Annotated in this window: 23 protein-coding genes and 1 tRNA gene; 3 read left to right on the top strand and 21 right to left on the bottom strand. The window is 69.9% G+C overall.

The window, feature by feature from the left end; genetic code table 11:
* Nucleotides 1-2: 2 nt before the first annotated feature.
* The 4 genes from FIF60_RS13340 to dapB all read right to left on the bottom strand — a co-directional run bounded on the left by FIF60_RS13340 (nucleotide 3) and on the right by dapB (nucleotide 4,075).
* Nucleotides 3-1,112, bottom strand: a complete 1,110-nt coding sequence (locus FIF60_RS13340) for an efflux RND transporter periplasmic adaptor subunit (protein WP_144186584.1) — start codon at nucleotides 1,110-1,112, stop codon at nucleotides 3-5.
* Between the two features lie 100 nt (nucleotides 1,113-1,212).
* Nucleotides 1,213-1,953, bottom strand: coding sequence for a tRNA (guanine(46)-N(7))-methyltransferase TrmB (trmB, locus tag FIF60_RS13335; RefSeq protein WP_144186583.1), 741 nt, complete (start codon nucleotides 1,951-1,953; stop codon nucleotides 1,213-1,215).
* A complete protein-coding gene (gene metK / locus FIF60_RS13330; RefSeq protein ID WP_144186582.1) occupies nucleotides 1,950-3,137 on the bottom strand; it encodes a methionine adenosyltransferase in 1,188 nt (395 codons plus the stop codon). Before metK ends, trmB begins: the two co-directional genes overlap by 4 nt.
* A 131-nt stretch (nucleotides 3,138-3,268) precedes the next feature.
* Nucleotides 3,269-4,075, bottom strand: a complete 807-nt coding sequence (gene dapB / locus FIF60_RS13325; RefSeq protein ID WP_144186594.1) for a 4-hydroxy-tetrahydrodipicolinate reductase — start codon at nucleotides 4,073-4,075, stop codon at nucleotides 3,269-3,271.
* A gap of 110 nt (nucleotides 4,076-4,185) precedes the next feature.
* Between dapB and FIF60_RS13320 the strand changes: the two genes are divergently transcribed.
* Nucleotides 4,186-4,274 (top strand) — tRNA-Leu (locus FIF60_RS13320).
* A 6-nt stretch (nucleotides 4,275-4,280) separates the two neighbouring features.
* Here the strand turns inward: FIF60_RS13320 and FIF60_RS13315 are convergent.
* The 7 genes from FIF60_RS13315 to FIF60_RS13285 form a co-directional block, all read right to left on the bottom strand.
* Nucleotides 4,281-5,027 (bottom strand): DUF899 domain-containing protein, encoded by a 747-nt coding sequence (locus tag FIF60_RS13315; protein ID WP_144186581.1) that lies wholly within the window; start codon nucleotides 5,025-5,027, stop codon nucleotides 4,281-4,283.
* 2 nt (nucleotides 5,028-5,029) lie between these two features.
* Complete coding sequence (locus FIF60_RS13310; protein WP_144186580.1) at nucleotides 5,030-5,656, bottom strand: glutathione S-transferase family protein; 627 nt, start codon at nucleotides 5,654-5,656, stop codon at nucleotides 5,030-5,032.
* Between the two features lie 17 nt (nucleotides 5,657-5,673).
* Nucleotides 5,674-6,111: an SRPBCC family protein gene (locus tag FIF60_RS13305; protein ID WP_144186579.1), complete on the bottom strand. Its 438-nt coding sequence runs from the start codon at nucleotides 6,109-6,111 to the stop codon at nucleotides 5,674-5,676.
* The gene (locus tag FIF60_RS13300) at nucleotides 6,108-6,440 is read right to left on the bottom strand and encodes an ArsR/SmtB family transcription factor (RefSeq protein ID WP_144186578.1); all 333 of its coding nucleotides are present in this window, start codon (nucleotides 6,438-6,440) and stop codon (nucleotides 6,108-6,110) included. Before FIF60_RS13300 ends, FIF60_RS13305 begins: the two co-directional genes overlap by 4 nt.
* Nucleotides 6,441-6,520: 80 nt before the next feature.
* Nucleotides 6,521-7,495, bottom strand: a complete 975-nt coding sequence (locus FIF60_RS13295; protein ID WP_158639210.1) for a Bug family tripartite tricarboxylate transporter substrate binding protein — start codon at nucleotides 7,493-7,495, stop codon at nucleotides 6,521-6,523.
* A 26-nt stretch (nucleotides 7,496-7,521) separates the two neighbouring features.
* On the bottom strand, nucleotides 7,522-9,156 hold the full coding sequence (locus FIF60_RS13290) for a class I adenylate-forming enzyme family protein (protein WP_144186576.1): 1,635 nt from the start codon (nucleotides 9,154-9,156) through the stop codon (nucleotides 7,522-7,524).
* The gene (locus FIF60_RS13285; protein ID WP_144186575.1) at nucleotides 9,153-9,938 is read right to left on the bottom strand and encodes a citryl-CoA lyase; all 786 of its coding nucleotides are present in this window, start codon (nucleotides 9,936-9,938) and stop codon (nucleotides 9,153-9,155) included. Before FIF60_RS13285 ends, FIF60_RS13290 begins: the two co-directional genes overlap by 4 nt.
* Before the next feature lie 77 nt (nucleotides 9,939-10,015).
* Here FIF60_RS13285 and FIF60_RS13280 point away from each other — a divergent pair, with 77 nt between their 5' ends.
* Complete coding sequence (locus FIF60_RS13280; protein ID WP_144186574.1) at nucleotides 10,016-10,864, top strand: IclR family transcriptional regulator domain-containing protein; 849 nt, start codon at nucleotides 10,016-10,018, stop codon at nucleotides 10,862-10,864.
* A 3-nt stretch (nucleotides 10,865-10,867) separates the two neighbouring features.
* Here FIF60_RS13280 and FIF60_RS13275 read toward each other — a convergent pair whose 3' ends face one another.
* The 5 genes from FIF60_RS13275 to sdhC all read right to left on the bottom strand — a co-directional run bounded on the left by FIF60_RS13275 (nucleotide 10,868) and on the right by sdhC (nucleotide 15,163).
* Entirely contained in the window at nucleotides 10,868-11,494 is a 627-nt protein-coding gene (locus tag FIF60_RS13275) for a fasciclin domain-containing protein (protein ID WP_158639209.1), read from the bottom strand.
* Between the two features lie 165 nt (nucleotides 11,495-11,659).
* Nucleotides 11,660-12,442, bottom strand: a complete 783-nt coding sequence (locus FIF60_RS13270) for a succinate dehydrogenase iron-sulfur subunit (RefSeq protein ID WP_144186572.1) — start codon at nucleotides 12,440-12,442, stop codon at nucleotides 11,660-11,662.
* Between the two features lie 30 nt (nucleotides 12,443-12,472).
* A complete protein-coding gene (gene sdhA / locus FIF60_RS13265) occupies nucleotides 12,473-14,281 on the bottom strand; it encodes a succinate dehydrogenase flavoprotein subunit (protein WP_144186571.1) in 1,809 nt (602 codons plus the stop codon).
* A gap of 58 nt (nucleotides 14,282-14,339) precedes the next feature.
* Nucleotides 14,340-14,741 (bottom strand): succinate dehydrogenase, hydrophobic membrane anchor protein, encoded by a 402-nt coding sequence (sdhD, locus tag FIF60_RS13260; RefSeq protein ID WP_144186570.1) that lies wholly within the window; start codon nucleotides 14,739-14,741, stop codon nucleotides 14,340-14,342.
* 11 nt (nucleotides 14,742-14,752) lie between these two features.
* Nucleotides 14,753-15,163: a succinate dehydrogenase, cytochrome b556 subunit gene (gene sdhC, locus FIF60_RS13255; RefSeq protein ID WP_239451613.1), complete on the bottom strand. Its 411-nt coding sequence runs from the start codon at nucleotides 15,161-15,163 to the stop codon at nucleotides 14,753-14,755.
* A 317-nt stretch (nucleotides 15,164-15,480) separates the two neighbouring features.
* On the opposite strand from sdhC, the gene FIF60_RS21610 reads away from it, so the two are divergent.
* Nucleotides 15,481-15,624, top strand: coding sequence for a hypothetical protein (locus FIF60_RS21610; RefSeq protein WP_158639208.1), 144 nt, complete (start codon nucleotides 15,481-15,483; stop codon nucleotides 15,622-15,624).
* An 11-nt stretch (nucleotides 15,625-15,635) separates the two neighbouring features.
* On the opposite strand, the gene FIF60_RS13250 is transcribed toward FIF60_RS21610, so the two are convergent.
* The 5 genes from FIF60_RS13250 to FIF60_RS22275 form a co-directional block, all read right to left on the bottom strand.
* Nucleotides 15,636-16,355 carry a DUF3313 domain-containing protein gene (locus tag FIF60_RS13250; protein ID WP_144186568.1) on the bottom strand — a complete coding sequence of 240 codons (720 nt, stop codon included), beginning with the start codon at nucleotides 16,353-16,355 and terminating at the stop codon, nucleotides 15,636-15,638.
* A 77-nt stretch (nucleotides 16,356-16,432) separates the two neighbouring features.
* Nucleotides 16,433-17,218 carry a DUF547 domain-containing protein gene (locus FIF60_RS13245; protein ID WP_158639207.1) on the bottom strand — a complete coding sequence of 262 codons (786 nt, stop codon included), beginning with the start codon at nucleotides 17,216-17,218 and terminating at the stop codon, nucleotides 16,433-16,435.
* Entirely contained in the window at nucleotides 17,202-17,942 is a 741-nt protein-coding gene (locus FIF60_RS13240) for a TVP38/TMEM64 family protein (protein WP_239451612.1), read from the bottom strand. The genes FIF60_RS13245 and FIF60_RS13240 overlap by 17 nt, the downstream gene beginning before the upstream one ends.
* On the bottom strand, nucleotides 17,939-19,408 hold the full coding sequence (locus FIF60_RS13235; protein ID WP_338032082.1) for a dihydrolipoyl dehydrogenase family protein: 1,470 nt from the start codon (nucleotides 19,406-19,408) through the stop codon (nucleotides 17,939-17,941). Before FIF60_RS13235 ends, FIF60_RS13240 begins: the two co-directional genes overlap by 4 nt.
* Before the next feature lie 126 nt (nucleotides 19,409-19,534).
* Complete coding sequence (locus tag FIF60_RS22275; RefSeq protein WP_158639206.1) at nucleotides 19,535-21,247, bottom strand: calcium-binding protein; 1,713 nt, start codon at nucleotides 21,245-21,247, stop codon at nucleotides 19,535-19,537.
* Nucleotides 21,248-21,347 lie beyond the last annotated feature (100 nt).

The raw sequence follows: 21,347 nt of genomic DNA, 5'->3' as shown, positions 1-21,347 counted from the left end.
GCTCAGCCCGCCCGGGGGGAAGGCGGCGTGGCCTGGACCGGCGCTCCGGGGCGGATGCGCTGGATGCCGTCGACCACCAGCATGTCGCCCGGCCGCAGCCCGTCCTCGATCGTGATGCGGGCTCCCTGTGATTGCCCGGTTCGGACGCGCCGCATCGCCGCCTTGCCGTCCTCGACCACGAAGACATAGGCGCCCTGCTGGTCGAGGAGCACGGCCGATTGTGGAATCACGACCTTTTTCTCCGGCTCGCCCCCCTCGACGCGGACCGAGACGAACATGCCGTCCGTCAGAAGCCGGTTGGGGTTGGGGATCTTCGCCCGAACCATCACCGTATCGGTGCCCTGCGCGACGGTGACGTCGAGGAAGTCGAGCTCTCCCACCTGGTCGTAGAGGCTGCCGTCGGCGAAGGCGAGGCGGACGTTCACGTCCACGGCCGCCCCGCCTGCTTCCCGCTTGCGCTTGATGTCGAGCAGGATGCGCTGGCTGACTGGGAAGGTGACGTACATCGGGTCCTGGCTGACCAGGAGGGCCAGCGTGCCGCTCTGGGGGGTGACGACATTGCCGACCGAGACGGCGGCTCGGCCGATGCGCCCTGCGACGGGGGCGCGGATCAGCGTGTAGTCGAGATTGATCTCCGCCTGCTCGAGCGCGGCCTGGGCCTCGAGAACGCGCGCAGCGGCAGCGGCCGCCTCGGCGCGGCGCTGGTCGCGCGTCGCGACGGGGATGTTGTTGGTGCGCACGAGCTCCTCGGCGCGCTGGAGCTGCAGGTCGGCGTTCAGCTTCAGCGCCTCGGACGAGGCGAGGTCGGCCTTGGCGGCGTTGACGGACGCGATGAAGGGCTCGCGCTCGATGACGAAGAGCAGGTCGTCCTTGCCAACGTCCTGGCCATCGCGGAAGGCCTGCTGCTCGAGGAATCCGGTGACGCGGGCGATGAGCGAGACGCGATCGACCGCCTCCACGCGGCCGATGAAGCTCGTCGCCTGCGTGACATCCTCCTCGGCGACCGCGACCACGCCCACCGGGACGGCGGCCGGAGCCTGCGGCTGCTGCGCCGCGACGGGCGCGGCCGCAAGGAAGGAAAGGAGAAGCGCCGTCGCGCCGAATGCCCGCATCGTCTCACCCGAGCCTGCATGAGGCGATGCGCCAAGCCGCGCGGTTTCGCCAGGATGGCGGGACGTTAGCAGGACCGAACGGGAAAGCGATTGATCAATATCATGTCGCGACGCCGCGGCGGACGAGGGTCCAGTACCGGGGCCTGCGCCCCTCGCGCAGCGCCTTGGCCTCGTAGCGCGTCGGCGGCCAGCCGTCCGGCCGCGCATCGGCGACGGAAGCGATCTCGAACAGCGCTTGGGCCCCGAGCGTCTCTGCCACCCAGTTCTGGTAGGTCGGGTCGTCAGAGGCGAGCCGCCATTCGGCGCCGGGCGAGAGAACGCGGGCCACCTCGCCGAGCGTCGCGGGGTGGACGAAACGGCGCCGGGCGTGGCGCGCCTTCGGCCAGGGGTCGGGGAACATCAGATAGAGCCGGCCGAGGGCGCCGTCGGGCAGGGCGGCGATCAGCCGGCGCGCATCGGCCGTCCAGAGGCGCAGGTTGGGCGGAAGCGGCGCCAAGGCCTCCTCGCCCTCGGGGACGAGGCGGGAGAGCAGGCTGCCCACGCCGTTCTCGAACACCTCGGCCGCAATCAGCCCGATATCGGGGTTGGCAGCCGCGATCGCCTCGGCGTGCTCGCCGCCGCCGAAGCCGACCTCGAGCCAGACCGAACGCACGGGAACGGCGAAGGCCGCGGCGGCTTCGGACGCGCGTTCGAGAGGGAAGGCCATGCGAGGCAGCGCCTCGGAGAGAAGCCGCTCCTGCCTCGGCCGGAGCGCATGCCCGCGGCGACGGCCGTAGAGCCGCTCCGCCGGCTTGCGGTCGATCTTCTTCGACCGGGCCGGCGGCGCGGCCTCCCCGCTCACCGCCCGAAGGCGGACTTCAGCGCCGGGACGAGGTCGGTCCTCTCCCAGCTGAAGGTGCCCTTGTCCTCATCCGGCGTGCGGCCGAAATGCCCGTAGGCCGAGGTCGGCACGTAGATCGCGCGGTTGAGGTGAAGGTGCTCCCGGATGCCGCGCGGCGAGAGGTTGACCATCTCCTGCACCACCTTCGCGAGCCGCACCTCGTCGACGTCCTTGCCGGTGCCGTGCAGGTCGAAATAGACCGAGAGCGGCTTGGACACGCCGATCGCGTAGCTGACCTGGATGGTGCAGCGGTCGGCCAGCCCGGCCGCGACCACGTTCTTGGCGAGGTAGCGGCAGGCATAGGCCGCGGACCGGTCGACCTTCGTGGGGTCCTTGCCCGAGAAGGCGCCGCCGCCATGGGGCGAGGCGCCGCCATAGGTGTCGACGATGATTTTGCGGCCCGTCAGCCCTGCGTCGCCGTCCGGGCCGCCGATCACGAACTTGCCGGTGGGGTTCACGTAGAACTCGTCGTCCGGGCACATCCAGCCCTTCGGCAGGCTGCGCTCGACGATAGCCTGCACCTTCCGGCGGATGTCTGCCTGGTCCATGTCCTCGACATGCTGCGTCGAGACGACGATCGAGGTCGCACCGACCGGCACGCCATCGACGTAGCGCAGCGTCACCTGGCTCTTGGCGTCGGGCAGCAGGCCGGCCACCTCGGGGCTCTTGGCGCGGCGGAGCTCGCTGATGCGCCGGAGGATCAGGTGCGCGTAGTAGAGCGGGGCAGGCATCAGCTCAGGCGTCTCGCGGCAGGCATAGCCGAACATGATGCCCTGGTCGCCCGCGCCCTCGTCCTTGTTCCCGGCGGCGTCCACGCCCTGGGCGATGTCGGCTGACTGGGCGTGCAGGTAGCAGGCGATGTCGGCATGCTTCCAGGAGAAGCCCTCCTGGTCGTAGCCGATGTCGTGGATGGCAAGCCGCGCGAGGTGGATCAGGTAGTCGGACGTCACCGTCTCGGGGCCGCGCACCTCGCCGGCGAGCACGACGCGGTTGGTCGTCACCAGCGTCTCGCAGGCCACGCGCGAGTATGGGTCGGCGGCGAGGAAGGCATCGAGGACGGTATCGCTGATCCTGTCCGCAACCTTGTCTGGGTGGCCTTCGGACACGGATTCACTCGTGAACAGGTATTCGCCCGTCGCGCGCATGGCGTGCTTCGTCCTCTTGTCGCGGGGTGTATGCGGAGTGGCCGGGGTCCCCGAAACGCCGGCCCCGGGAGTGGGTCGGCGGGGAGATTGCAGGGAACAGTGGCCGGGTCAAGGCAGGGGCGTTGCGCGCCTCACCGCCCGGCCATGCCCAGCACGTCGAGCATGCCGTAGAGGCCAGGCTTGCGGCCGGCGACCCACAGCGCCGCCCGCACCGCCCCTTGCGCGTAGATGCGCCGCTCGAAGCTCCTGTGGCCGATCGTGATGTGCTCGACCGCGCCGGCGAAGATCACCTCGTGCTCTCCTACCACCTGGCCGCCGCGCAGCGCGGCGAACCCGATCGCGCCATCCTTCCGCCGACCCGCATGCCCATGCCGGCCGCTTTCCATGTTGGCCTCGAGGTCGATCCCGCGCCCCTCCGCCGCCGCGCGGCCGAGGGCGATCGCCGTGCCGGAGGGGGCGTCGATCTTCTGCCTGTGGTGCATCTCGACGATCTCGATGTCGTAGTCCGGCCCCAGCGCCGCGGCGGCCTGGCGAACGAGGCCGAGCATCACGTTCACCGCGGGGGCGAAGTTCGCGGCATAGATGATGGGAATCCGCGAGGCGGCGTCCGCCACCGCCTTCTCCTGTGCCGCCGAGAGCCCGGAGGTGCCGAGCACGAGCGGCTTGCCCGCCACCGTCGCGGCCTCGAGATGGGCGGCCAGCGCATCGGGGTGGGTGAAGTCGATCACCACGTCGGAATGGCCGAACAGGGTCGCTGCGCTGTCGGTCGCGGGTTGGCCCACCGGTTCGCGGCCGGCGAGCCGGCCGATGTCGTCGCCGTAGTGGCTGCTCTGCCGGCGCACCGTTCCGCCGCTCAGGCCCGCCCCCTCGGCGCGGGCGATCTCGTCGAGCAGAAGCCGGCCCATGCGCCCCGCGCAGCCGGCAACGCCAATCCGTATCGTGGTCATCCGCTCTCCCTCCGCGGCGCGACGCTGCGGGCAAATCCGGGGGCGGTCAACTCGCCGCCACCCTCGCCGCACGCAGGGCGTGCTGGTATGCATCGTGCGGCGCGGGCGTGGCGGAACTGGTAGACGCAGCGGACTTAAAATCCGCAGCCGGGCGACCGGCGTGTCGGTTCGACTCCGACCGCCCGCACCATGGATCTCAGTGGGCGCAACAGCCGCCTTTCGGTGCGGTTCCGTACTCGTCGTGCAGCTTCACCCAGCTCATCGTGCCCCGCTCGTTGCGCCCCTTCGGCGCGAGGTCGAGCCAGTTGAACGCACCGATCAGGAGCTCATCCCCGCGCGCGTAGCACGAATAGGCATGGAACGCCGCACCCTCCTCGTCGCGCACGAAAAGGCTCGTTCCGTGCTGGTCGAGGTGGTGATACGGCGTGGTGCCGAAATTGTAGCCGGTTCGCCCAGCAGCCACCTGCTCCGGCGTGAAGGACACGCCGAAATCGTAGTTGAAGCTGCTGCCGTGGGAAGACACCCAGGCGAAGCGCCAGCCCATGCGGTGCCTGACCGCCTCGATCTGCGGCAGCGTCGCACGCGAGATCGCGGCGAAGGAGAGGTCGGCCTGCTCGAAGTGCTGACGTGCGGCGTCGACATGGTCGGCGATGAAGGCGCAGCCAGGGCAGATATGATCGCTCTCCGGCGCGAGCATGAAGTGGTACACGGCAAGCTGGGTGCGCGGGCCGAACAGCTCAGCGAGCGTCACCCTGCCCTCTGGTCCCTCGAACACGTAGGGCGTTTCGATGCGGACCCATGGCAGGGCGCGGCGTGCGGCGCGTATGCGATCGAGCGCATGCGTGACTGCGCGCTCCTGCTCGAGCAGCGCGCGGCGCTCGGCCAGCCATTCCTCACGTGTGACGATGCGGCGCGCGAGCGCGGCGTTGTGTGTTCCGTCCATGATCAGGCTGCCTCCGAGAGGGTGGGGAACGGGTCGGTCCAGCCGGGCAGCGCGCAGAGGCGCTCGTGCCAGGCAGTGATGCGCGGAAACTCCGACAGCGGGATGCGCGCGGCATCGGCATAGGGAAGCGCGACGCCGATGGCGAAGTCGGCCACGGTGAGACGATCGCCGAGCAGCCAAGTGCGCCCCTCGAGATGTGTCTCGAGCACCCCGGCCGCGGCTCGCCACGCAGCTTGCGCGTCGGCGACGGCGGCTGGGTCAGGATCGCCGAGGCCAAAGCGCGGCCTGATGAGGAACTGGAAGTAGAGTTCCCCGCCTGCACGGGTGAAGTGCTCGCTGTCCCACGAGAACCAGCGGACCAGCTCGACCTGGCCGGCGCTGTCCTTGGGCCACAGCGGCGACGCGGCGCGCTGCGCGAGGTGGCACAGGATCGCGTTCGATTCCCAGATCGTCCGTGCGCCGTCCACCAGCACGGGCACCTTGCCGTTGGGGTTGCGTGCGATGTGCTCGGCGGCACGATGTTCGCCCTTGCCGAGGTCAACATGCACGAGGGTGACCGGCGCGCCGAGATGGCGTGCAAGCGCGCACACCTTCCGGGGCATGAGCGTTTCGGCGTAGTACAGGCGCATCGGTTGTCCTCCCCTTCTCATAGGCTGGCTGCGAGGGCTTCGAGACGGTCGAGCGAGCCGCTCCAGCCGCGTTCATGGGCCCGCGCGGCGTCCGCATCGGCGAAGCGGTCATGCGTCAGGGTGAGCTCGGTGCCGTCGGCGATCGCGCGCAGAACGACGGTGACGCGCGAGACGCGCTCGGGCGTGCTCGCCCAGTTCCAGGCGAACACCAGGCGGGACGGCGGCTCGATGACATCGTAGCGGCCATGTGCCTCGTGGCGGTCGCCGCCATCCTCGCGCAGCACCACGCGGAACCGCCCGCCGAGTTGGAGATCGGCCTCCGCCTGCTCCGCGTGCGCCGTCTGCGGGCCGAACCAGAGCAGCATCAGTGCAGGCTCGGTCCAGGCGGCCCAGACCCGTTCGGGCGGCGCCTTCAGCCGGCGCACGAGGGTGATGCTCGGGATTGCGTCGCTCATTCGTCACGCTCCACGAGCGTGGCAAGGCGGTCGAGACTTTCGGTCCAGAAGCGCTCGTAGCGGGCCAGCCACTCCATCGCGGTTTCCATCGGCGCGGCCTCGATGCGGCACCGCACCGTGCGTCCGACCTTCCGGCGCGCCACGAGCCCGGCCTGTTCGAGCACGTCGAGATGCTTCATCACCGCGGGAAGCGACATCGGCAGAGGCGTGGCGAGGGCGGAGACCGAGAGCTCGTCCTCCCCCGTCAGGCGCTCGAGCAGGGCACGCCGTGTCGGGTCCGACAGGGCCGCGAAAACGGCATCGAGCGAGCCGGGCTGATGGTTAACCATGAGGTTAACTATCAGCCCGGTCGCCCGGGAAGTCAAGCGGCGAGCATGGAGCCGCCACTCACGCGGCGGTCAGAGGGCGGTCAATCGGGCTTGATGTTCCGCTCGCGGATCATGCCGCCCCAGACCGTGTAGTCGGTGCGCATCACCTTCGCGAGTGCCTCGCCGTCTCCGGCAACGGGCACGCCCCCCTGCTCGACGAAGCGGTTGCGGAACTCGGGCACCTCGAAGGCCTTCTTCACCTCGGCCTGCATGCGCGCGGCGATCGGCTGCGGCAGGCCCTTCGGGGCGAGCAGCCCGTACCAGAAGCTGTAGGTGAAATCGAAGCCGAGCTCCTTCAGCGTCGGCACGTCAGGCAATGCGGGGATGCGCTCTCCCGGCGTGCCGATGGCGAGCGCCTTCACCCGGCCCGCCTTGATCGCCGCCATCACCGTCGCCGGTGCTGCAATCAGAAGCGCGACGCGGCCGGCGAGCAGGTCGGTGAAGGCCGGGCCCATGCCGCGATAGGGCACGTGCGTCATCTTCATGCCCGACTGGTCCTGCAGCAGCTCGGCATAGAGATGCGGCGAGGAGCCGTTGCCCATCGAGCCGTAGAAGAGCTGGTCGTTCTGGCGCGACTTCGCGAGCGCGACGAACTCGCCCATCGTGCTCGCCTGCACCTCCGGCCCGACGACGACGATGCAGGGATAGTCGACGAGCAGCGACACGGGGGTCAGGTCGGCATTGATGTCGAAGCCGAGATTGGGCAGGAGCGCCGGCGCGGTGGCGAGCGAGTTGTCGGTCAGCAGGAAGGTGTAGCCGTCGGGCGCGGAGCGGACGACGTTCGTCCAGCCGATCACGCCGCCGCCGCCCGAGCGGTTTTCCACCACCACGCTCTGACCAAGCTGCTGGCCGAGCTGGTTGGCGAAGGTGCGGGCGACGAAGTCGCTCGTGCCACCTGGCGGATAGGTGATGACGATGCGGATCGGCCGCTCGCTCGGCCAGGAACCCTGGGCAGGGGCGGTGCCGGCGGCGAACGGCAGCGCGGCGGCCGCGCCGAGAAGTGTGCGACGCTTCATGGACGTGTTCCCTCGGTTGTTGGTTGTCATCGTTCCGCCCGCGCTGCCGCCGCCTCGAGATCGACGGCCCGGGCAAGCAGCGTGGGGTCCTGCTTCAGCTTGTACTTCTCGATGCGCTGCGTCGCCGTCTGCGGCAGCGCATCGACGAAGGCGACGTAGCGCGGCACCTTGAAGGCGGCGAGCCGGGCACGGACATGCTCGGCGATCTCCTCCGCCCTCGGCGCCGCGCCCGGGCGCGGCACGATGGCGACGAGGATGTCCTCATCCCCCATCGCGGAGGGAACGCCAATGGTCGCGGCCTCCGCCACAGCGGGATGGGAGGTGACGACCCGGTCTAGCTCCGCGCCCGACACGTTCTCGCCGCGGCGCCGGATGATGTCCTTGGCCCGCGCGACGAAGTGGAAGTAGCCGTCCTCGTCGCGGCGCGCGATGTCGCCGGTCAGGAACCAGCCGTCGCGGAAGGCATCGCGCGTTGCCTCCGGCGCGTGCCAGTAGCCCTGCATGATCGTCGGCGTGCGGACGACGAGCGCGCCGGGAACATTCGCCGGCGCGTCACGGAAGTCCTCGTCGACGATGCGCGCCTCGGGCCGTGCGATGGCAGGATCGGGGTGGGGGGTGATCATCCCCATGCTGCCAAGGCGCCGTTCGCCGGCGAAGGGGTTGCCGATCACGCCGGGGATCTCCGTCATGCCGTAGCATTCGATGATGTCGGAGAGGCCGAACGGCCCGGTGAAGGCCGCGTGCATCTCGGCCGTCAGCGGCGCGATGAAGGCCTTGCGCAGGCGGTGTCCAGCAACGAACTCTGACCGGTCGCGCAACATGAGGATGCGCGCCGCCGCGGCCATCAGGTTCACCTCCGTCGCGCCCGTCTCGGCGGCGGTGCGCCAGAATCCGGAGGCGGAGAAGCGGCGGACGAGCGCGACGGACCCGCCGCAGGCGATGCCGCCGCAGAGCGAGTAGAACAGCGCGTTGATGTGGAAGAGCGGCAGCACGCACATCAGCCGGTCGTCCGGCTGGAGATGCATGCGCCCGACGAAGGCCTCACCCGTCAGCACGACCGACCGCTGCGCATGCATCACGCCCTTCGGGAACCCGGTGGTGCCGGAGGTGTAGATGAGCAGGCACGTATCGTCCGCCCCGCCGCATGCGGGCGGCACGTCCGCGGCATCGAGGCCCTGCGTCCCGGCCTCGAGCGTCGGCAGCGCGGCACCCTCCGCCTCCTCGTTCAAAACGACCCATGGCGATGGCGAGAGGCCCCCGATCGCGGCAACGGCGACCGCCACCTGGCCTGGCCCGGCGACGAGGCCGGAGATGCCGGCATGGCCGAACACGTAGCCCGCCTCCGCCGGCCCGTAATCGGGGTTGGCGGGAACCATGATCGCGCCGAGCCGGGCGGTAGCGAAGAGCAGCGCCGCAGTCGTCGGGTGGTTCGTCGAGAGCACGCCGATCCGGTCACCCGCGCGCACGCCTTTCGCGGCAAGCCACGCGGCGAGGCGCGCAACCTCGCGCGCGAATGCGGCGTAGCTCCAGCTCCGTCCCTCGAAGACGAGGAACGTGTCTTCGGGCCGCGCCTCGACCCGCGCGGCGAGGAAGTCGGCCAGCGTGAAGTCATGGGCGCGGAAGCGGCGGATGACCTCGAGCGGCGCGAGGCGGTCGCTCACGGGCGGGAGGCCTCGGCAGGACCGTCATAGGCGAGGTCGGCGATCGCGGCGTCGGCCAGGCGGAAGCCGAGGCGCCGCCCGCCTTCCTCGGCGATGTGCGCAATCAGCGAGGCGCAACGGGCGAGCAGCGGAATGCCCTTCAGCGCATCGGCCGGGTAGCCGCAATCGAGAAGAAGCGCCGGGATCGCCACTGAGACGTTCACCGGCAGGGCGCGACCGTAGACAGGCTCGACATGCCGTTCGAGCGCGGCGAGCGCGGCGATATGGCGGCCTGCCACGCCCCATTCATGCGCGAGCGCGACGAGGCGTGCGGCACGCGGATCGCCCTTGCGATGGGTGGGGTGGCCGAAGCCTGGAAGCGGCTTCTTCGCAGCGCGCAGCGCGGCGAGGGCCTCGCGGGCGGCGGTGTCGACGTCGTTGCCCTCCGCGTCGGAGGCGACCTCGGCCAGCAGCCTACCCGCGACCTCGGAGGCGCCGAGCACCACGCTGCCCGCCCCGAGCAGGCCTGCGGCGACCGCGCCCTGGATCGCCTCCGGCGCGCCGGCGAGCGTCATCCGCGCCGCCTGAATGGAGGGAACGAAGCCGTGCTCGGCGATCGCGAGCAGCGCGGCATCGGTCGCACGCACGAGCACCGCGTCAGGGCTCTTGCCGAGCAGGAGGAGGAGGAAGAACTCGGTGAAGCCCATCCGGCCGATCAGGTCGGCGCAGAGATCATGGCCGCGGATGACGATGCGGTCCTCATGCACGTCGCTGATGGCCGTCGTGAAGGGCGGCGGTGGCATGGCGCTTCTCGTTTCCCCTGCCCCGGACCGTGATCGCGGGACTTGATTTTTTTGCTTTGCGAAAATAATTTCGCTATGTGGAGAATGTCCCAGACAGGCCTGCCGAGTCAAGCCGCCCCGCGGACACGCGCGGCCAGGCGGATCGCGAGTTCGTCGGCGGCCTCGCGCGCGGCCTCGCCGTCATCGAATGCTTCGGCACCGATGCGCCAGAGCTGACGCTCACCGAGGTCGCCGCCCGAACTGGGCTGACGCCGGCCACGGCGCGCCGCGCGCTGCTCACGCTCGAGGCGCTCGGCTACGTGCGGCAGAATCGCCGCCGCTTCGTGCTGCGCAGCAAGGTGCTGCGCCTCGGCGCCGCCTATCTCTCGTCGATGAACCTGAAGGACCTGGTGCAGCCGCAATTGCAGGCGCTGAACGCGCGCTTCGGCGATGCGTCCTCGCTCACCGTCCTCGAAGGAAACGACGTCGTCTATCTCGCTCACGCGGCGATGGAGAAGCGCGAGCGCAGGCTTCGCCAGAGCGTCGGGTCACGGCTCCCTGCCCACGCCGCCTCGACCGGCCACGTACTGCTCGCGCACCTGCCGGATCCGGCGCGGGCGGCCTATCTCGCGCAGGCGCCCTTCCCGTCCTTCACCGCCAATACGCCGACCGATGCCGCGACGCTGCAGGCGCTGTGCGACGCGACCCGGGCGAACGGCCATGCCCTGGTGCGCGACGTGATCGAGTACGGCGTGCTCGCGCTCGCGGTACCGATCCGCGACGCGGCGGGGCGCGTCTTCGCCGCGATCAACTGCTCTGCCGACAGCATGCGCACGCGGGACGAGGAGATGCTGGCTACCAGGCTCCCCGCCTTGCGCGCGGCCGCGAACGAGATCGGGGAAGCGCTCGCGCGCTTCCCCGCCCTCGCCCACTCGACCGGGATCTGACGATCAGGGCAGGACGGCTTTGTCGACGATGTGCACGATGCCGTTCGTCGCCGCGAGATCCGCGCGCGACACCGTCGACGCACCCCAGATCGAGCCGCCGCCGGCGTTGAAGCCGCCACCGCCGTCGGACTCGACGGTCACGCGCGACGGATTGGTCGCGTCGACGATGATGCGGTTGCCGTTCATCGTCGTCAGCGTGGTGCGCCGACCGGAGAGCGAGGAGAGCGGATAGCTTCCCTCGACGACATGGGCCGCAATCAGTCCGCGACCGCGGATCGGGTCGGCCGGAGCGTTGGGCGGCAGCACGTCATTGCGGATCTGCGCCGGGATTTCGCCCCAGCCGTTGTTGGTTGGCGCGAACACGGTGTACGTGCCTTGGCTGTTCAAGGCCTGGTAGATGCCGGTGCGCTGCGCCCCGTCGGTGAAGCGGCTCAGGTCGGAATCTGACGACAGCAACGTGGCAATGCTGCGCTGCGGCGTAACGCCGACGGTCGATGGCGCGGCCTGCTGGGCCGGGGCGGCAGGAACCGCCGCCTGCTGCGTCGTGGTGGTGGTGGTGCCGCATGCGGTGAGCAGCAGCGCGCCACCGCCGAAAGCAAGGAAGCGGCGGGGAATGGAATGAGCGGGCATGTGCGTTGAACTCCCTTCTTGGTGCCGCCGCCTCGTCATGGCCGGCGGCTGCGCTCGTTCTGAACGCGAAGGAAGTCTCGCGGTTGCGCCGGCGCCGCGCCAGCACGCCGGAAGCCGGTGCTTGACGTGCGTCAATCCCGCCGGCGCGTTGTGGCGAACGCGGCCTCAGCCGCGCCGCTCGACCATCAGTTTCTTGATCTCGCCGATCGCCTGGGCCGGGTTCAGCCCCTTTGGGCAGGCCTTGGTGCAGTTCATGATCGTGTGGCAGCGGTAGAGCTTGAAGGGGTCCTCGAGCGCATCGAGGCGCTCGCCCGTCGCCTCATCGCGGCTGTCGGCGATCCAGCGATAGGCCTGGAGAAGCACGGCTGGGCCGAGGTACCGGTCACCGTTCCACCAGTAGGATGGGCAGGAGGTGGAGCAGCAGAAGCAAAGGATGCACTCCCACAGCCCGTCGATCTTCGCCCGCTCCTCGACGCTCTGCAGCCGCTCCCCGTCGGGCGGGGCGGGCGTGTCGGACTTGAGCCACGGCTCGATCGAGCGAAGCTGGGCGTAGGGCTGGGAAAGGTCGGGAACAAGGTCCTTGACCACCGGCATGTGCGGCAGCGGGGTGATCTTGCACGCGCCCTGGACCTCGTCGATCGGCTTCAGGCAGGCGAGCGTGTTCGACCCGTCGATGTTCATCGCGCAGGAGCCGCAGATGCCCTCGCGGCAGGAGCGGCGGAAGGTCAGCGTCGTGTCGACCTCGTTCTTGATCTTGATGAGCGCATCGAGAACCATCGGCCCGCACGCATCGAGGTCGATCCTGTAGGTGTCGGTCCGCGGGTTCTGCCCGTCATCGGGGTTCCAGCGGTAGATCTTGAACTCCTTCACCCGGGTCGCGCCGGCGGGAGCCTCGAAGGTCTGGCCCTCGCCGATGCGGCTGTTCGCGGGCAGCGTGAACGTCGCCATCTGTCGTCCTCTCCGTGCTTCCCGCCGTGCTCAGTACACGCGCGCCTTGGGCGGGAAGGACTGCACCTCGTTGGTCAGCGTCGTCAGCGTCACGCCGCGATAGCCGAGGCGGACGGTCCCGTCGGCGCCGCACCAGGCGAGGCTGTGCTTCATCCAGTTGACGTCGTCGCGGTCGGGGAAGTCCTCGTGCGCGTGCGCGCCGCGGCTCTCCTTGCGCGCCTCGGCCGAGACGACGGTGGTCATCGCGTTGCCCATCAGGTTGTCGAGCTCCATCGCCTCGACGAGGTCGGTGTTCCAGATGAGCGAGCGGTCGGTGACGCTGAGGTCGTCCATGTGCTTCCAGTGCCCACGCATCCGCTCGACGCCCTCTGCGAGGCTGGCCGAGGTGCGGAACACGGCGGCATGGTTCTGCATGGTCTTCTGCATGCCGAGGCGGATCTCGCCCGTGCTCGACCCGCCCTTGGCATGGCGGATGCGGTCCATCCGCTCGAGGGCGGACTCGCCGGCCTTCGGCGGCAGCGGCGGCTGGCTCTGGCCAGGCCTGACGATCTCGGCCGCGCGATGCGCCGCTGCCCGGCCGAACACCACGAGATCGAGAAGCGAGTTGGTGCCGAGGCGGTTCGCGCCGTGCACCGACACGCAGGCGGCCTCGCCCACCGCCATCAGGCCAGGCACCACGCGATCACCGTCCGGCCCGTGGGTGATCACCTCGGTGCGATAGTTCGTCGGCACGCCGCCCATGTTGTAGTGCACGGTCGGCAGGATGGGGATCGGCTCGCGCGTGACGTCGACGCCGGAGAAGATGCGCGCCGTCTCGCTGATGCCCGGAAGCCGCTCGGCCAGCAGGTCGGCGCCCAGATGCTCGAGATGCAGGAGGATGTGGTCCTTCTGCGGGCCGCAGCCGCGGCCCTCGCGGATCTCGATCGTCATCGAGCGGGAGACGACGTCGCGGCTCGCGAGGTCCTTCGCGGTCGGCGCGTAGCGCTCCATGAAGCGCTCGCCCTCGCTGTTCGTCAGGTACCCGCCCTCGCCGCGCGCGCCCTCGGTGATCAGGCAGCCCGCGCCGTAGATGCCCGTCGGGTGGAACTGGACGAACTCCATGTCCTGCAGCGGCAGGCCGGCCCGCAGAACCATCGCGTTGCCGTCGCCCGTGCAGGTATGGGCGGAGGTGCAGGAGAAATAGGCCCGGCCGTAGCCGCCTGTCGCCAGCACCGTCATCGCCGCGCGGAAGCGGTGGATCGTGCCGTCCTCGAGGTTCCAGGCCATGACGCCGCGGCAGGCGCCGTCCTCGTCCATGATGAGGTCGAGCGCGAAGTACTCGACGAAGAACTCCGCCTCGTGCTTGAGGCTCTGCTGGTAGAGCGTGTGCAGGATGGCATGGCCGGTACGGTCCGCCGCGGCGCAGGCACGCATCGCCGGGGCCTTGCCGTAGTCCTTCATGTGGCCGCCGAAGGGCCGCTGGTAGATGCGCCCATCCTCCGTGCGGCTGAACGGCACGCCGAAATGCTCGAGCTCGTAGACGGCCGGAATGGCCTCGCGGCACATGTACTCGATCGCATCCTGGTCACCGAGCCAGTCCGACCCCTTCACGGTGTCGTACATGTGCCAGCGCCAGTCGTCCTCGCCCATGTTGCCGAGCGCCGCGCCGATCCCGCCCTGCGCGGCGACGGTGTGGCTGCGCGTCGGGAACACCTTGGTGATGCAGGCGGTCTTGAGCCCCGCAGCGCCGAGGCCGAGCGTCGCGCGAAGCCCCGCCCCGCCCGCGCCGACCACCACCACGTCATAGGTATGGTCGACCACCCGGTAGGCGCCGCGCGACGGCATGGAGATGGCGTTCATGGGGTTCTACGTCCTCGTTCCTCGAATTCCCGCCCGCGCGCTGCGATCCGCCGTGCCGCTAGAGAGCGACCCGGAGGACCGCGACGATGCCGGCGAGACCCACCAGCGCGAGCAGCGCCTTGACCGCGAGCAGCACCACGAGCTTGGTGCCCTCCGTGTGGATGTAGTCCTCGATCACGACCTGCAAGCCCAGGGCGGCATGCCAGAACGTGGCAGCGACGAGCGCGATCAGCAGAACGGTGTTCAGCGGCCGCGCGATCCAGGCCGAGACGGTCGCGTGGTCCGCGCCCGCGAGCAGGATCACGGAGGCGACGAACCACAGCGTCAGCGGCACGAGCGCGATGGCGGTGACGCGCTGCGCCCACCAGTGCTGCACGCCCTCCTTCGCCGAGCCGAGGCCGCGCACCCGGCCGAGGCCAGAGCGCAGCGTGGTGCGGGTGAGTTTCTGTGTGCCTGCCATCCTCGCCTCCCTCAGCCCAGCAGCGCGTAGCCGAGGATCCAGGCGAACAGCGTCAGCCCGACGGCGCCGCCGATGGTGAGCCAGCCGGTGCGCGTCGCCGTCTCCATGTCGTACCCGTACCCGGCATCCCAGGCGAGGTGCCGGATGCCGTTGCAGAAGTGATAGAAGAGCGCGAGCGTCCAGCCGAACAGCATCAGCCGCCCGAGGAAGGAGCCCATGAAGGCCTGCGCCTCGGCGAAGGCGATGGGCCCCGCGGCGGCCGCCATCAACCACGAGACGAGCAGCCCCGTGCCGATCGCGAGCGCGACGCCCGTGATCCTGTGGCTGATCGACGTGATGGCGGTGAGCGGTAGCTTGTAGACCTGCAGGTGCGGCGAGAGCGGCCTCCGCACCAGCTTGCCGTCGCTTGTCGTGCCCGTCATCAGGGCCTCGCGAGCGTCCATCGGCATTCCCCTCGTCGCGCCGGCCAGGCCCCGCGCGCCTCGTGCTCCGCGGGCGCGTCGTGGTCCGGCGCGGCGTGCTGCATCGTCACGTGGCCGGCGATGAAAAAGGACGCGTGAGCTTCACCCCGCGCGCCCTTCTCTCGGCGGCGTGAGTGTTACGCCTGCTGCGATGCAGCGTCAACGCACGCGGCAATTCGTGACGCGGCGGCCGCCAGCGCGCCTATGGGAATCGTGTCCGTTGTGGTAGGAACAAATACAGAACATCGACACGCCGGAAGACGGGGAGAGAAGGGGTCATGGAGCACGGCCGTGCCCAGGAAGGGCATCGCGCGGACAAGGTGATGCTGCGGCTGCAGCGGGTTGAGAAGGTGCTCTCCGTGCTGCACAAGGCGGCGGTGACGGCGCTCGCGCTCGCGTCGCTATGGTTCCTGCTTCGGTGAGGTGCATGTCCTCAGGCAGGCGCGACGCAGTTCTCCCGCTGCTGCCCGCGGCAGAGGCGGAAGCGGACGAGTTCCGCCCAGTACCGGGCGATCGACTGCACGTCGTCCCAGCGTGAGGTCGTGACGGCGGCGCGGGTGCGCGCCTCGCGGCTGTCGATCGCCGCGCCGAGAAGCTCGCCCGTCTCCGCATCGGTGACCTTGATCTCCCCCGTTGCGGCTCCCGTCAGCGGGTCGCTTCCGGTCATCACGCTCGCGCCGCGGCGCAGCAGGCGCGTGAGCGGCACGAAGCTCGAGACGGTGGCGAGCGCCGGCGGCCCGCCCTCGCTCACCTGGGTGATCGCGCTCGCGAGCACGAGCGTCTCGGGCCCGTGCGTGCTGACGAGGCGGAAATCCTTGGCCAACTCCTCACGCATGGCTGCGTAGAACAGGTCTGCCGCGAACTGGAGCTGGTCAGGCGCCAGGTCCTCCGGCCGGCCAGGCTCATGCCAGACCTGCACGGGCTCGACGACGATGCTGGTGTAGCGGCGGATATCGGCGCCGGGACGGACGTAGAACTGCTGCGCCTGGTCCGGCCGCGTGCCGGGCTGCATCAGCGCGCGGATCTCGGGGCCGAGGAAGCCGCTCGGGGCTGCGCGGTGGCTCGCCTGCTGCGTCGGACCGCAGGCCGCAACGGAAAGGAGAAGCGCCATCGCGCCGAAACGGGAAAGCGAGCCTGACAATGCGCCGCGCATCCTGTCCCCCCTCGTTCGTTATGGCCTGCACCCTGTCGCGTTTCTTCCGGGCATGCAACAGCCCGCCGCGTGCGCGTCTACGCCGCGGCGTTCAGCGACCAGTCATACGCATCCTCGGCGATGCGCGCATCCGGTCCGAGCCGCGCGGCGAGCGGCGGGGCGGCATGGCGGCGAAGATGCGCAGGCACGGCATCACGGCCGCCGAAATCCTCTGCGAACCACACATAGATCGAGGAGACGCGCAGGCCACCGTCGGGCCGCACGGTCACGCCGCGCCGGTGGTTGACGAAGGCCGACGCTGCCTCGTCGAGGTCACGCTCGAGGCTCGCCGTGCGCCATGGCGCCGGCCTCAGGTTGGGACAGCCGAGCGCGGCGCAGTTGACGGCGTAGTGCACGCGCGGATCGCCGAAGGTCGGGCGCATGATGCCGTGCTCGATGTCGTCGAGCGACAGCCTGCGCCCCTCGACGGTCACGAGCCGCGTGCGCCACGGGCCGAACCAGCCCTTCGGGTCGAACGGAACGCCGCGCGAGGCGATGTCACGGATGGAGCGGACGGGAAAGTGGTCGAGCACCTCCTTCAGCGTCAGCGCGTTGTAGAGGTTGGCCCAGTACGCAAAGGCCTCCTCGCGCGGCATGCGCGAGGGCGCGCGGGCAGCCTCGGCCTCGATCCAGGCAGAAAGGGCGGCGCGGTCCTCCGCGCTTGCGGCCCAGGCGGCGTAGCGCACGCGCGCGATGCCGTCCTCATGCGGGACGACGTAGCGCGCGAGAAGCGCCTCGAGGCTCACGGCGGCGGCGGCGGCGGCGGCACGAGGCGCGGCAAGCGCGCAGGCGAGCACGGCAAGAGCCTCACGGCGCGTCGGCACGGTTGGCATCCTCCTGCTTCGCGAAGCGTGCCTTCAGCGGAATGGCGGCGAGCGACAGGAGCGCGAGGCCGATCAGCGCGCCGAGGATCTCCGGCGTCAGGACAGACCGCACGTCGAACGCACCGCCAAGCGCAAGCACATCGCCGAGCCCCACTCCGGCAAGGGTGAACACCGCCGTTCCGGGAATGACGCCGAAGAAGGTCGTCACGACATAGGTGGCGAGCCGGACGCCGACGAAGGCGGGAACGAGATTGACGAGGAAGAAGGGAAAAAGCGGAACGAGGCGCAGAACGAGAAGGTAGGACGCAGCGTTCCGGCGGATCGCTTCGGCCAGCGCCTCGGCGCGCGGCCCGAGCCGCGACAGCGCATCCGCGCCGAAGATCGTCCGCGCGAGCAGGAACACGGCCGTCGCGCCGATCGTCGCGGCCGCCACGGTGAGCGCGGTTCCAGCGACCGCGCCGAACAGGAGCCCGCCCGCGAGGGTGAGGAACACCGCCCCAGGCACCGAGAACGCGACCGCCGCGACGTAGATCGCGACATAGCCGAACGCGGCGAGAAGCCAGTTCTGAGAGACGAAACCGGCAAGCGCCTCGCGGTGCCGCGCGATCGTCTCGAGCGAGAGCACGTCGGCCAGACCCGAGAAGCGGAGCGCGAGGATCGCGCCGAGCGCGCCAACCGCGAGCCAGAGCCTCCGGTCGCGCAGGATCGAGGACGGGCGGGTCACGGCAGGAATCGCTGGATCAGCCCGACCAGGCGGCGGGTGCGCGGGCCGAACAGCGTCGGCGTGTAGTAGCGCCCGGCGGCGCGCTTGGAGATCTCCGACAGCGTCGGGTATGGGGCGAGCGAGGACGCGATCGCGCCGATGCGCAGGCGGTTCTGGATCGCGAGCCCCCACAGCCCGATCATCTCGCCCGCCCGCGGCGCGACGATGGTGGTGCCGAGGATGCGCCCGCGGCGGCCCAGCACCACCTTGATCAGCCCCTCGGTCTCGCGCTCGGCCTGCGCACGGTCGTTGCCGGCAAGCGGCTCGAGAAGGATGCTCACCTCCCCGCCGGCCTTGCGCGCCTCGGCCTCGGTGAGCCCCACATGGGCGAGCTCGGGGTCTGCGTAGGTCGCCCACGGAAGGGCGGCATAGTCCGTCCTGACGGGAAGGCCGAACAGCGCGCTCCGGATCACGAGGCCGGCGTGATAGCCCGCGACGTGGGTGAATTGCGGCCCGCCCGCGACATCGCCGATCGCGAAGACGCGCCGGTTCGACGTACGCAGCCCCGAATCGACCGTGACACCCTTCGGTGTGTAGCCGATTCCCGCCGCCTCGAGCCCGAGCCCCTCGACATTCGCCTTACGCCCCGCCGCGACGAGAAGATGCGTTCCCTCGATCCGCTCGCCCCCCGCGAGCGTAACCGCCACGCCCTTCGCTGCACGCTCAACCGCCTCGACCGTCGCGCTTTCGCGAAGCACGATGCCCTCTGCGAGGAGCTTCGCGCGAAGCACGGCAACGGCCTCGGGCTCGTCGCGTGGCAGGATCGGTCCGATATCGAACAGGGTCACGTCCGCTCCGAGGCGACGGAAGGCCTGCGCCATCTCGACGCCGATCGGCCCGCCACCCACAACGAGGAGGTGAGCTGGCCGTTCGGTGAGCTCGAACACCGTCTCGTTGGTGAGGTAAGGCACGTCGGCGAGCCCCGGCAGCTTCGGGATCGCGGCCGTGGAGCCGGTCGCGATCACGAAGCGCCGCGCGCGGATGCGCTCACCGCCGGCCTCGACCTCCTCCGGACCGGTGAAGCGGGCCGAGGCGCGCAGAACCGTCACCCCAAGGCCCTCGAAGCGTTCCACGCTGTCATGCGGGGCGATCGCGCCGATCACGCCGTGCACATGCGCGTGGACGCGCGCGAAATCGATCTCGGGCGCGTGGCCGCCCACGCCGAAGCGCTCCCCGCCGCGCATCGCCTCCGCCGCATGGGCCGCGGCGATCAGCGCCTTGGACGGAACGCAGCCGGTGTTCAGGCAGTCGCCCCCCATGCGGTCACGCTCGATCAGCACCACGGCCGCGCCCATCTGCGTCGCGCCGGCGGCGACGGACAGCCCGGCAGAGCCCGCGCCGATGATGCAGAGATCGGCGTGCAGCACGCCGTCCTTCCGCGAGGGGCGGCGGGCGGGGCGCATGGCTTCGGGCGCAGGGTCGGTCACGGTCGCATCTCTCCGGCGGGATCGTCGCAACAGGCTTCGCGCCCGGGTGGGCCGAGGTTACCCCAGAACGACGAACCGCGAGGGAGCGATGCTCCCCCGCGGCCGCAGCATCAGTCGAAGGCGGTGTCAGAGAATGAAGTCGGAGGGCGTGAAGGCGTGGGTGCCGTCGAAGCGGATGGCCATGTCGACCAGCGTGTCGCCGTTCGTGTCGGCCATCAGCAGCGTGGTGCCGTTGCCTGCGGCATCCTGGCCATGGCTCCAGATGATCTCGCCTGCCTTGCCGCTGAAGCCGCTCGTGCCGCGCAGGGTGAAGGCCTGGTCGCCTGCCATGGTCGTGTTGGCGTCGATGGCGGAGAAGTCGAGGATGTCGACGCCGCGGGCGAAGTCCTTCACCTGGTCGAGCACGATGCCACGGGTCTCCTGCGTGCTCGTCCAGACGAACTTGTCCTTGCCCGCACCGCCGGTCAGCGTATCCATCCCCATGCCGCCGATCAGGACATCGTCCCCTGCGCCGCCGGTCAGCGTGTCGTTGCCGGCATCGCCGCGCAGCGTGTCGTTGCCGGCCCCGCCGTCGAGCAGGTCATGGCCATCGCCGCCCCAGAGCTGGTCGTTGCCGTCCTCGCCGCGGAGGATGTCCTCGCCCGCACCGCCGTACAGCTTGTCGTTGCCGGTGCCGCCCCACAGGAAGTCGAGCCCGCCGCTGCCGTCGAGCGTATCGTCGCCCGCGCCGCCCTCGAGTCGATCATTGCCCAGCGCGCCGTAGAGCGTGTCGTTGCCGAACTCGGCCTCGAGCACATCGTTGCCGTTGCCGCCCCAGAGCATGTCGGCACCGAGACCACCGATCAGGTGGTCGTTGCCATCGAAGCCGTAGAGCCAGTCATTGCCGAAGCCGCCGACGATCTGGTTGTCCTCGCCATTGCCCTGGCCGATGAAGCTGGCTGAGCCCGCATACCAGAGGTTCTCGACGTTGGCGGCGAGGGTGTGGCTCGCGAGCGTCGTATGCACCGTGTCGTTGCCTTCGCCGGCACGCTCCACCGTCGTGTCGCCGGTGCTGTCGACGTAGTAGGTGTCGTTGCCGACGCCGCCTGCCATCGCATCCGCGCCCTCGTTGCCGTCGAGCACGTCGTTGCCTTCGCCGCCCGACATCGCATCGTTGCCGGCACCGCCGTAGAGCGTGTCGTTGCCCTTCCGGCCGTCGATCTCGTCGTTACCCTTGCCGCCCCAGATCGTGTTGTCGAGCACGTTGCCGAACAGGATACTGCCCGCGCCCGTGTCGTTCTCCCAGTGCACGCGCAGATTCTCGACATTGCTGCCGAGGCTCGCGACCATGCCCGACTTCACCGCCAGCGTGTCGATGCCTTCGTTTGCGTTCTCGAGGATGCGGTCGGTCAGGCCGGGCGGCACGTACTCGTCGTCGAGATAGGCGGGCATGGAGAAGCCGCCGGTCAGCACCATCCCGAGATAGTCGTACCACTCGAGGCCAAGGCCGGTCTCGCGCCACTCCGCCGCGGTCGTACCATCGAACGCGTAGTAGGTGTCGTTGCCAGTGCCACCCTCCATCGTGTCGTAGCCGACGCCGCCATAGAGGCTGTCATTGCCCGTGCCACCGCGCAGCACGTCGTCGCCAGCGCCACCCTCGAGGTAGTCGTCGTTCGCGTCGCCATGGAGCACGTCGTCGCCGATGCCGCCGTAGATATGGTCGTTGCCGTTGCCGCCCTTGATCGTGTCGGCGCCGCCCTCGCCGTACAGGCTGTCATTCCCGTCGAGGCCCTCGATGATGTCGTTCGTCATCGAGCCCTTGATGAAGTCCGCTGAGATCGTTCCCTTGTAGGTCGGCATCGTCGTTTCCTTCCGCGTTGCGCATGGCGCCCCGGCCATCGGTGCGCGGCGGAAGGAATGACGGCGGCGCTTTTCGCCCGCGTGTCAGGCGCGAAAGCGT

This window comes from Elioraea rosea, assembly GCF_007644105.1.
Taxonomy (GTDB): domain Bacteria; phylum Pseudomonadota; class Alphaproteobacteria; order Acetobacterales; family Acetobacteraceae; genus Elioraea_A; species Elioraea_A rosea.
Note: the sequence above shows the minus strand (reverse complement) of the source record. Positions and strands in the feature narration are given on the sequence as shown.

Bases quoted from the DNA above. Each gene is read 5' to 3' on its own strand.
- FIF60_RS13340 (WP_144186584.1), bottom strand. From the start codon at position 1,112: ATGCGGGCATTCGGCGCGACGGCGCTTCTCCTTTCCTTCCTTGCGGCC.
- metK (WP_144186582.1), bottom strand. From the start codon at position 3,137: ATGCGCGCGACGGGCGAATACCTGTTCACGAGTGAATCCGTGTCCGAA.
- FIF60_RS13315 (WP_144186581.1), bottom strand. From the start codon at position 5,027: ATGGACGGAACACACAACGCCGCGCTCGCGCGCCGCATCGTCACACGT.
- FIF60_RS13310 (WP_144186580.1), bottom strand. From the start codon at position 5,656: ATGCGCCTGTACTACGCCGAAACGCTCATGCCCCGGAAGGTGTGCGCG.
- FIF60_RS13305 (WP_144186579.1), bottom strand. From the start codon at position 6,111: ATGAGCGACGCAATCCCGAGCATCACCCTCGTGCGCCGGCTGAAGGCG.
- FIF60_RS13300 (WP_144186578.1), bottom strand. From the start codon at position 6,440: ATGGTTAACCATCAGCCCGGCTCGCTCGATGCCGTTTTCGCGGCCCTG.
- FIF60_RS13295 (WP_158639210.1), bottom strand. From the start codon at position 7,495: ATGAAGCGTCGCACACTTCTCGGCGCGGCCGCCGCGCTGCCGTTCGCC.
- FIF60_RS13285 (WP_144186575.1), bottom strand. From the start codon at position 9,938: ATGCCACCGCCGCCCTTCACGACGGCCATCAGCGACGTGCATGAGGAC.
- FIF60_RS13275 (WP_158639209.1), bottom strand. From the start codon at position 11,494: ATGCCCGCTCATTCCATTCCCCGCCGCTTCCTTGCTTTCGGCGGTGGC.
- FIF60_RS13270 (WP_144186572.1), bottom strand. From the start codon at position 12,442: ATGGCGACGTTCACGCTGCCCGCGAACAGCCGCATCGGCGAGGGCCAG.
- sdhA (WP_144186571.1), bottom strand. From the start codon at position 14,281: ATGAACGCCATCTCCATGCCGTCGCGCGGCGCCTACCGGGTGGTCGAC.
- sdhD (WP_144186570.1), bottom strand. From the start codon at position 14,741: ATGGCAGGCACACAGAAACTCACCCGCACCACGCTGCGCTCTGGCCTC.
- sdhC (WP_239451613.1), bottom strand. From the start codon at position 15,163: ATGACGGGCACGACAAGCGACGGCAAGCTGGTGCGGAGGCCGCTCTCG.
- FIF60_RS21610 (WP_158639208.1), top strand. From the start codon at position 15,481: ATGGAGCACGGCCGTGCCCAGGAAGGGCATCGCGCGGACAAGGTGATG.
- FIF60_RS13250 (WP_144186568.1), bottom strand. From the start codon at position 16,355: ATGCGCGGCGCATTGTCAGGCTCGCTTTCCCGTTTCGGCGCGATGGCG.
- FIF60_RS22275 (WP_158639206.1), bottom strand. From the start codon at position 21,247: ATGCCGACCTACAAGGGAACGATCTCAGCGGACTTCATCAAGGGCTCG.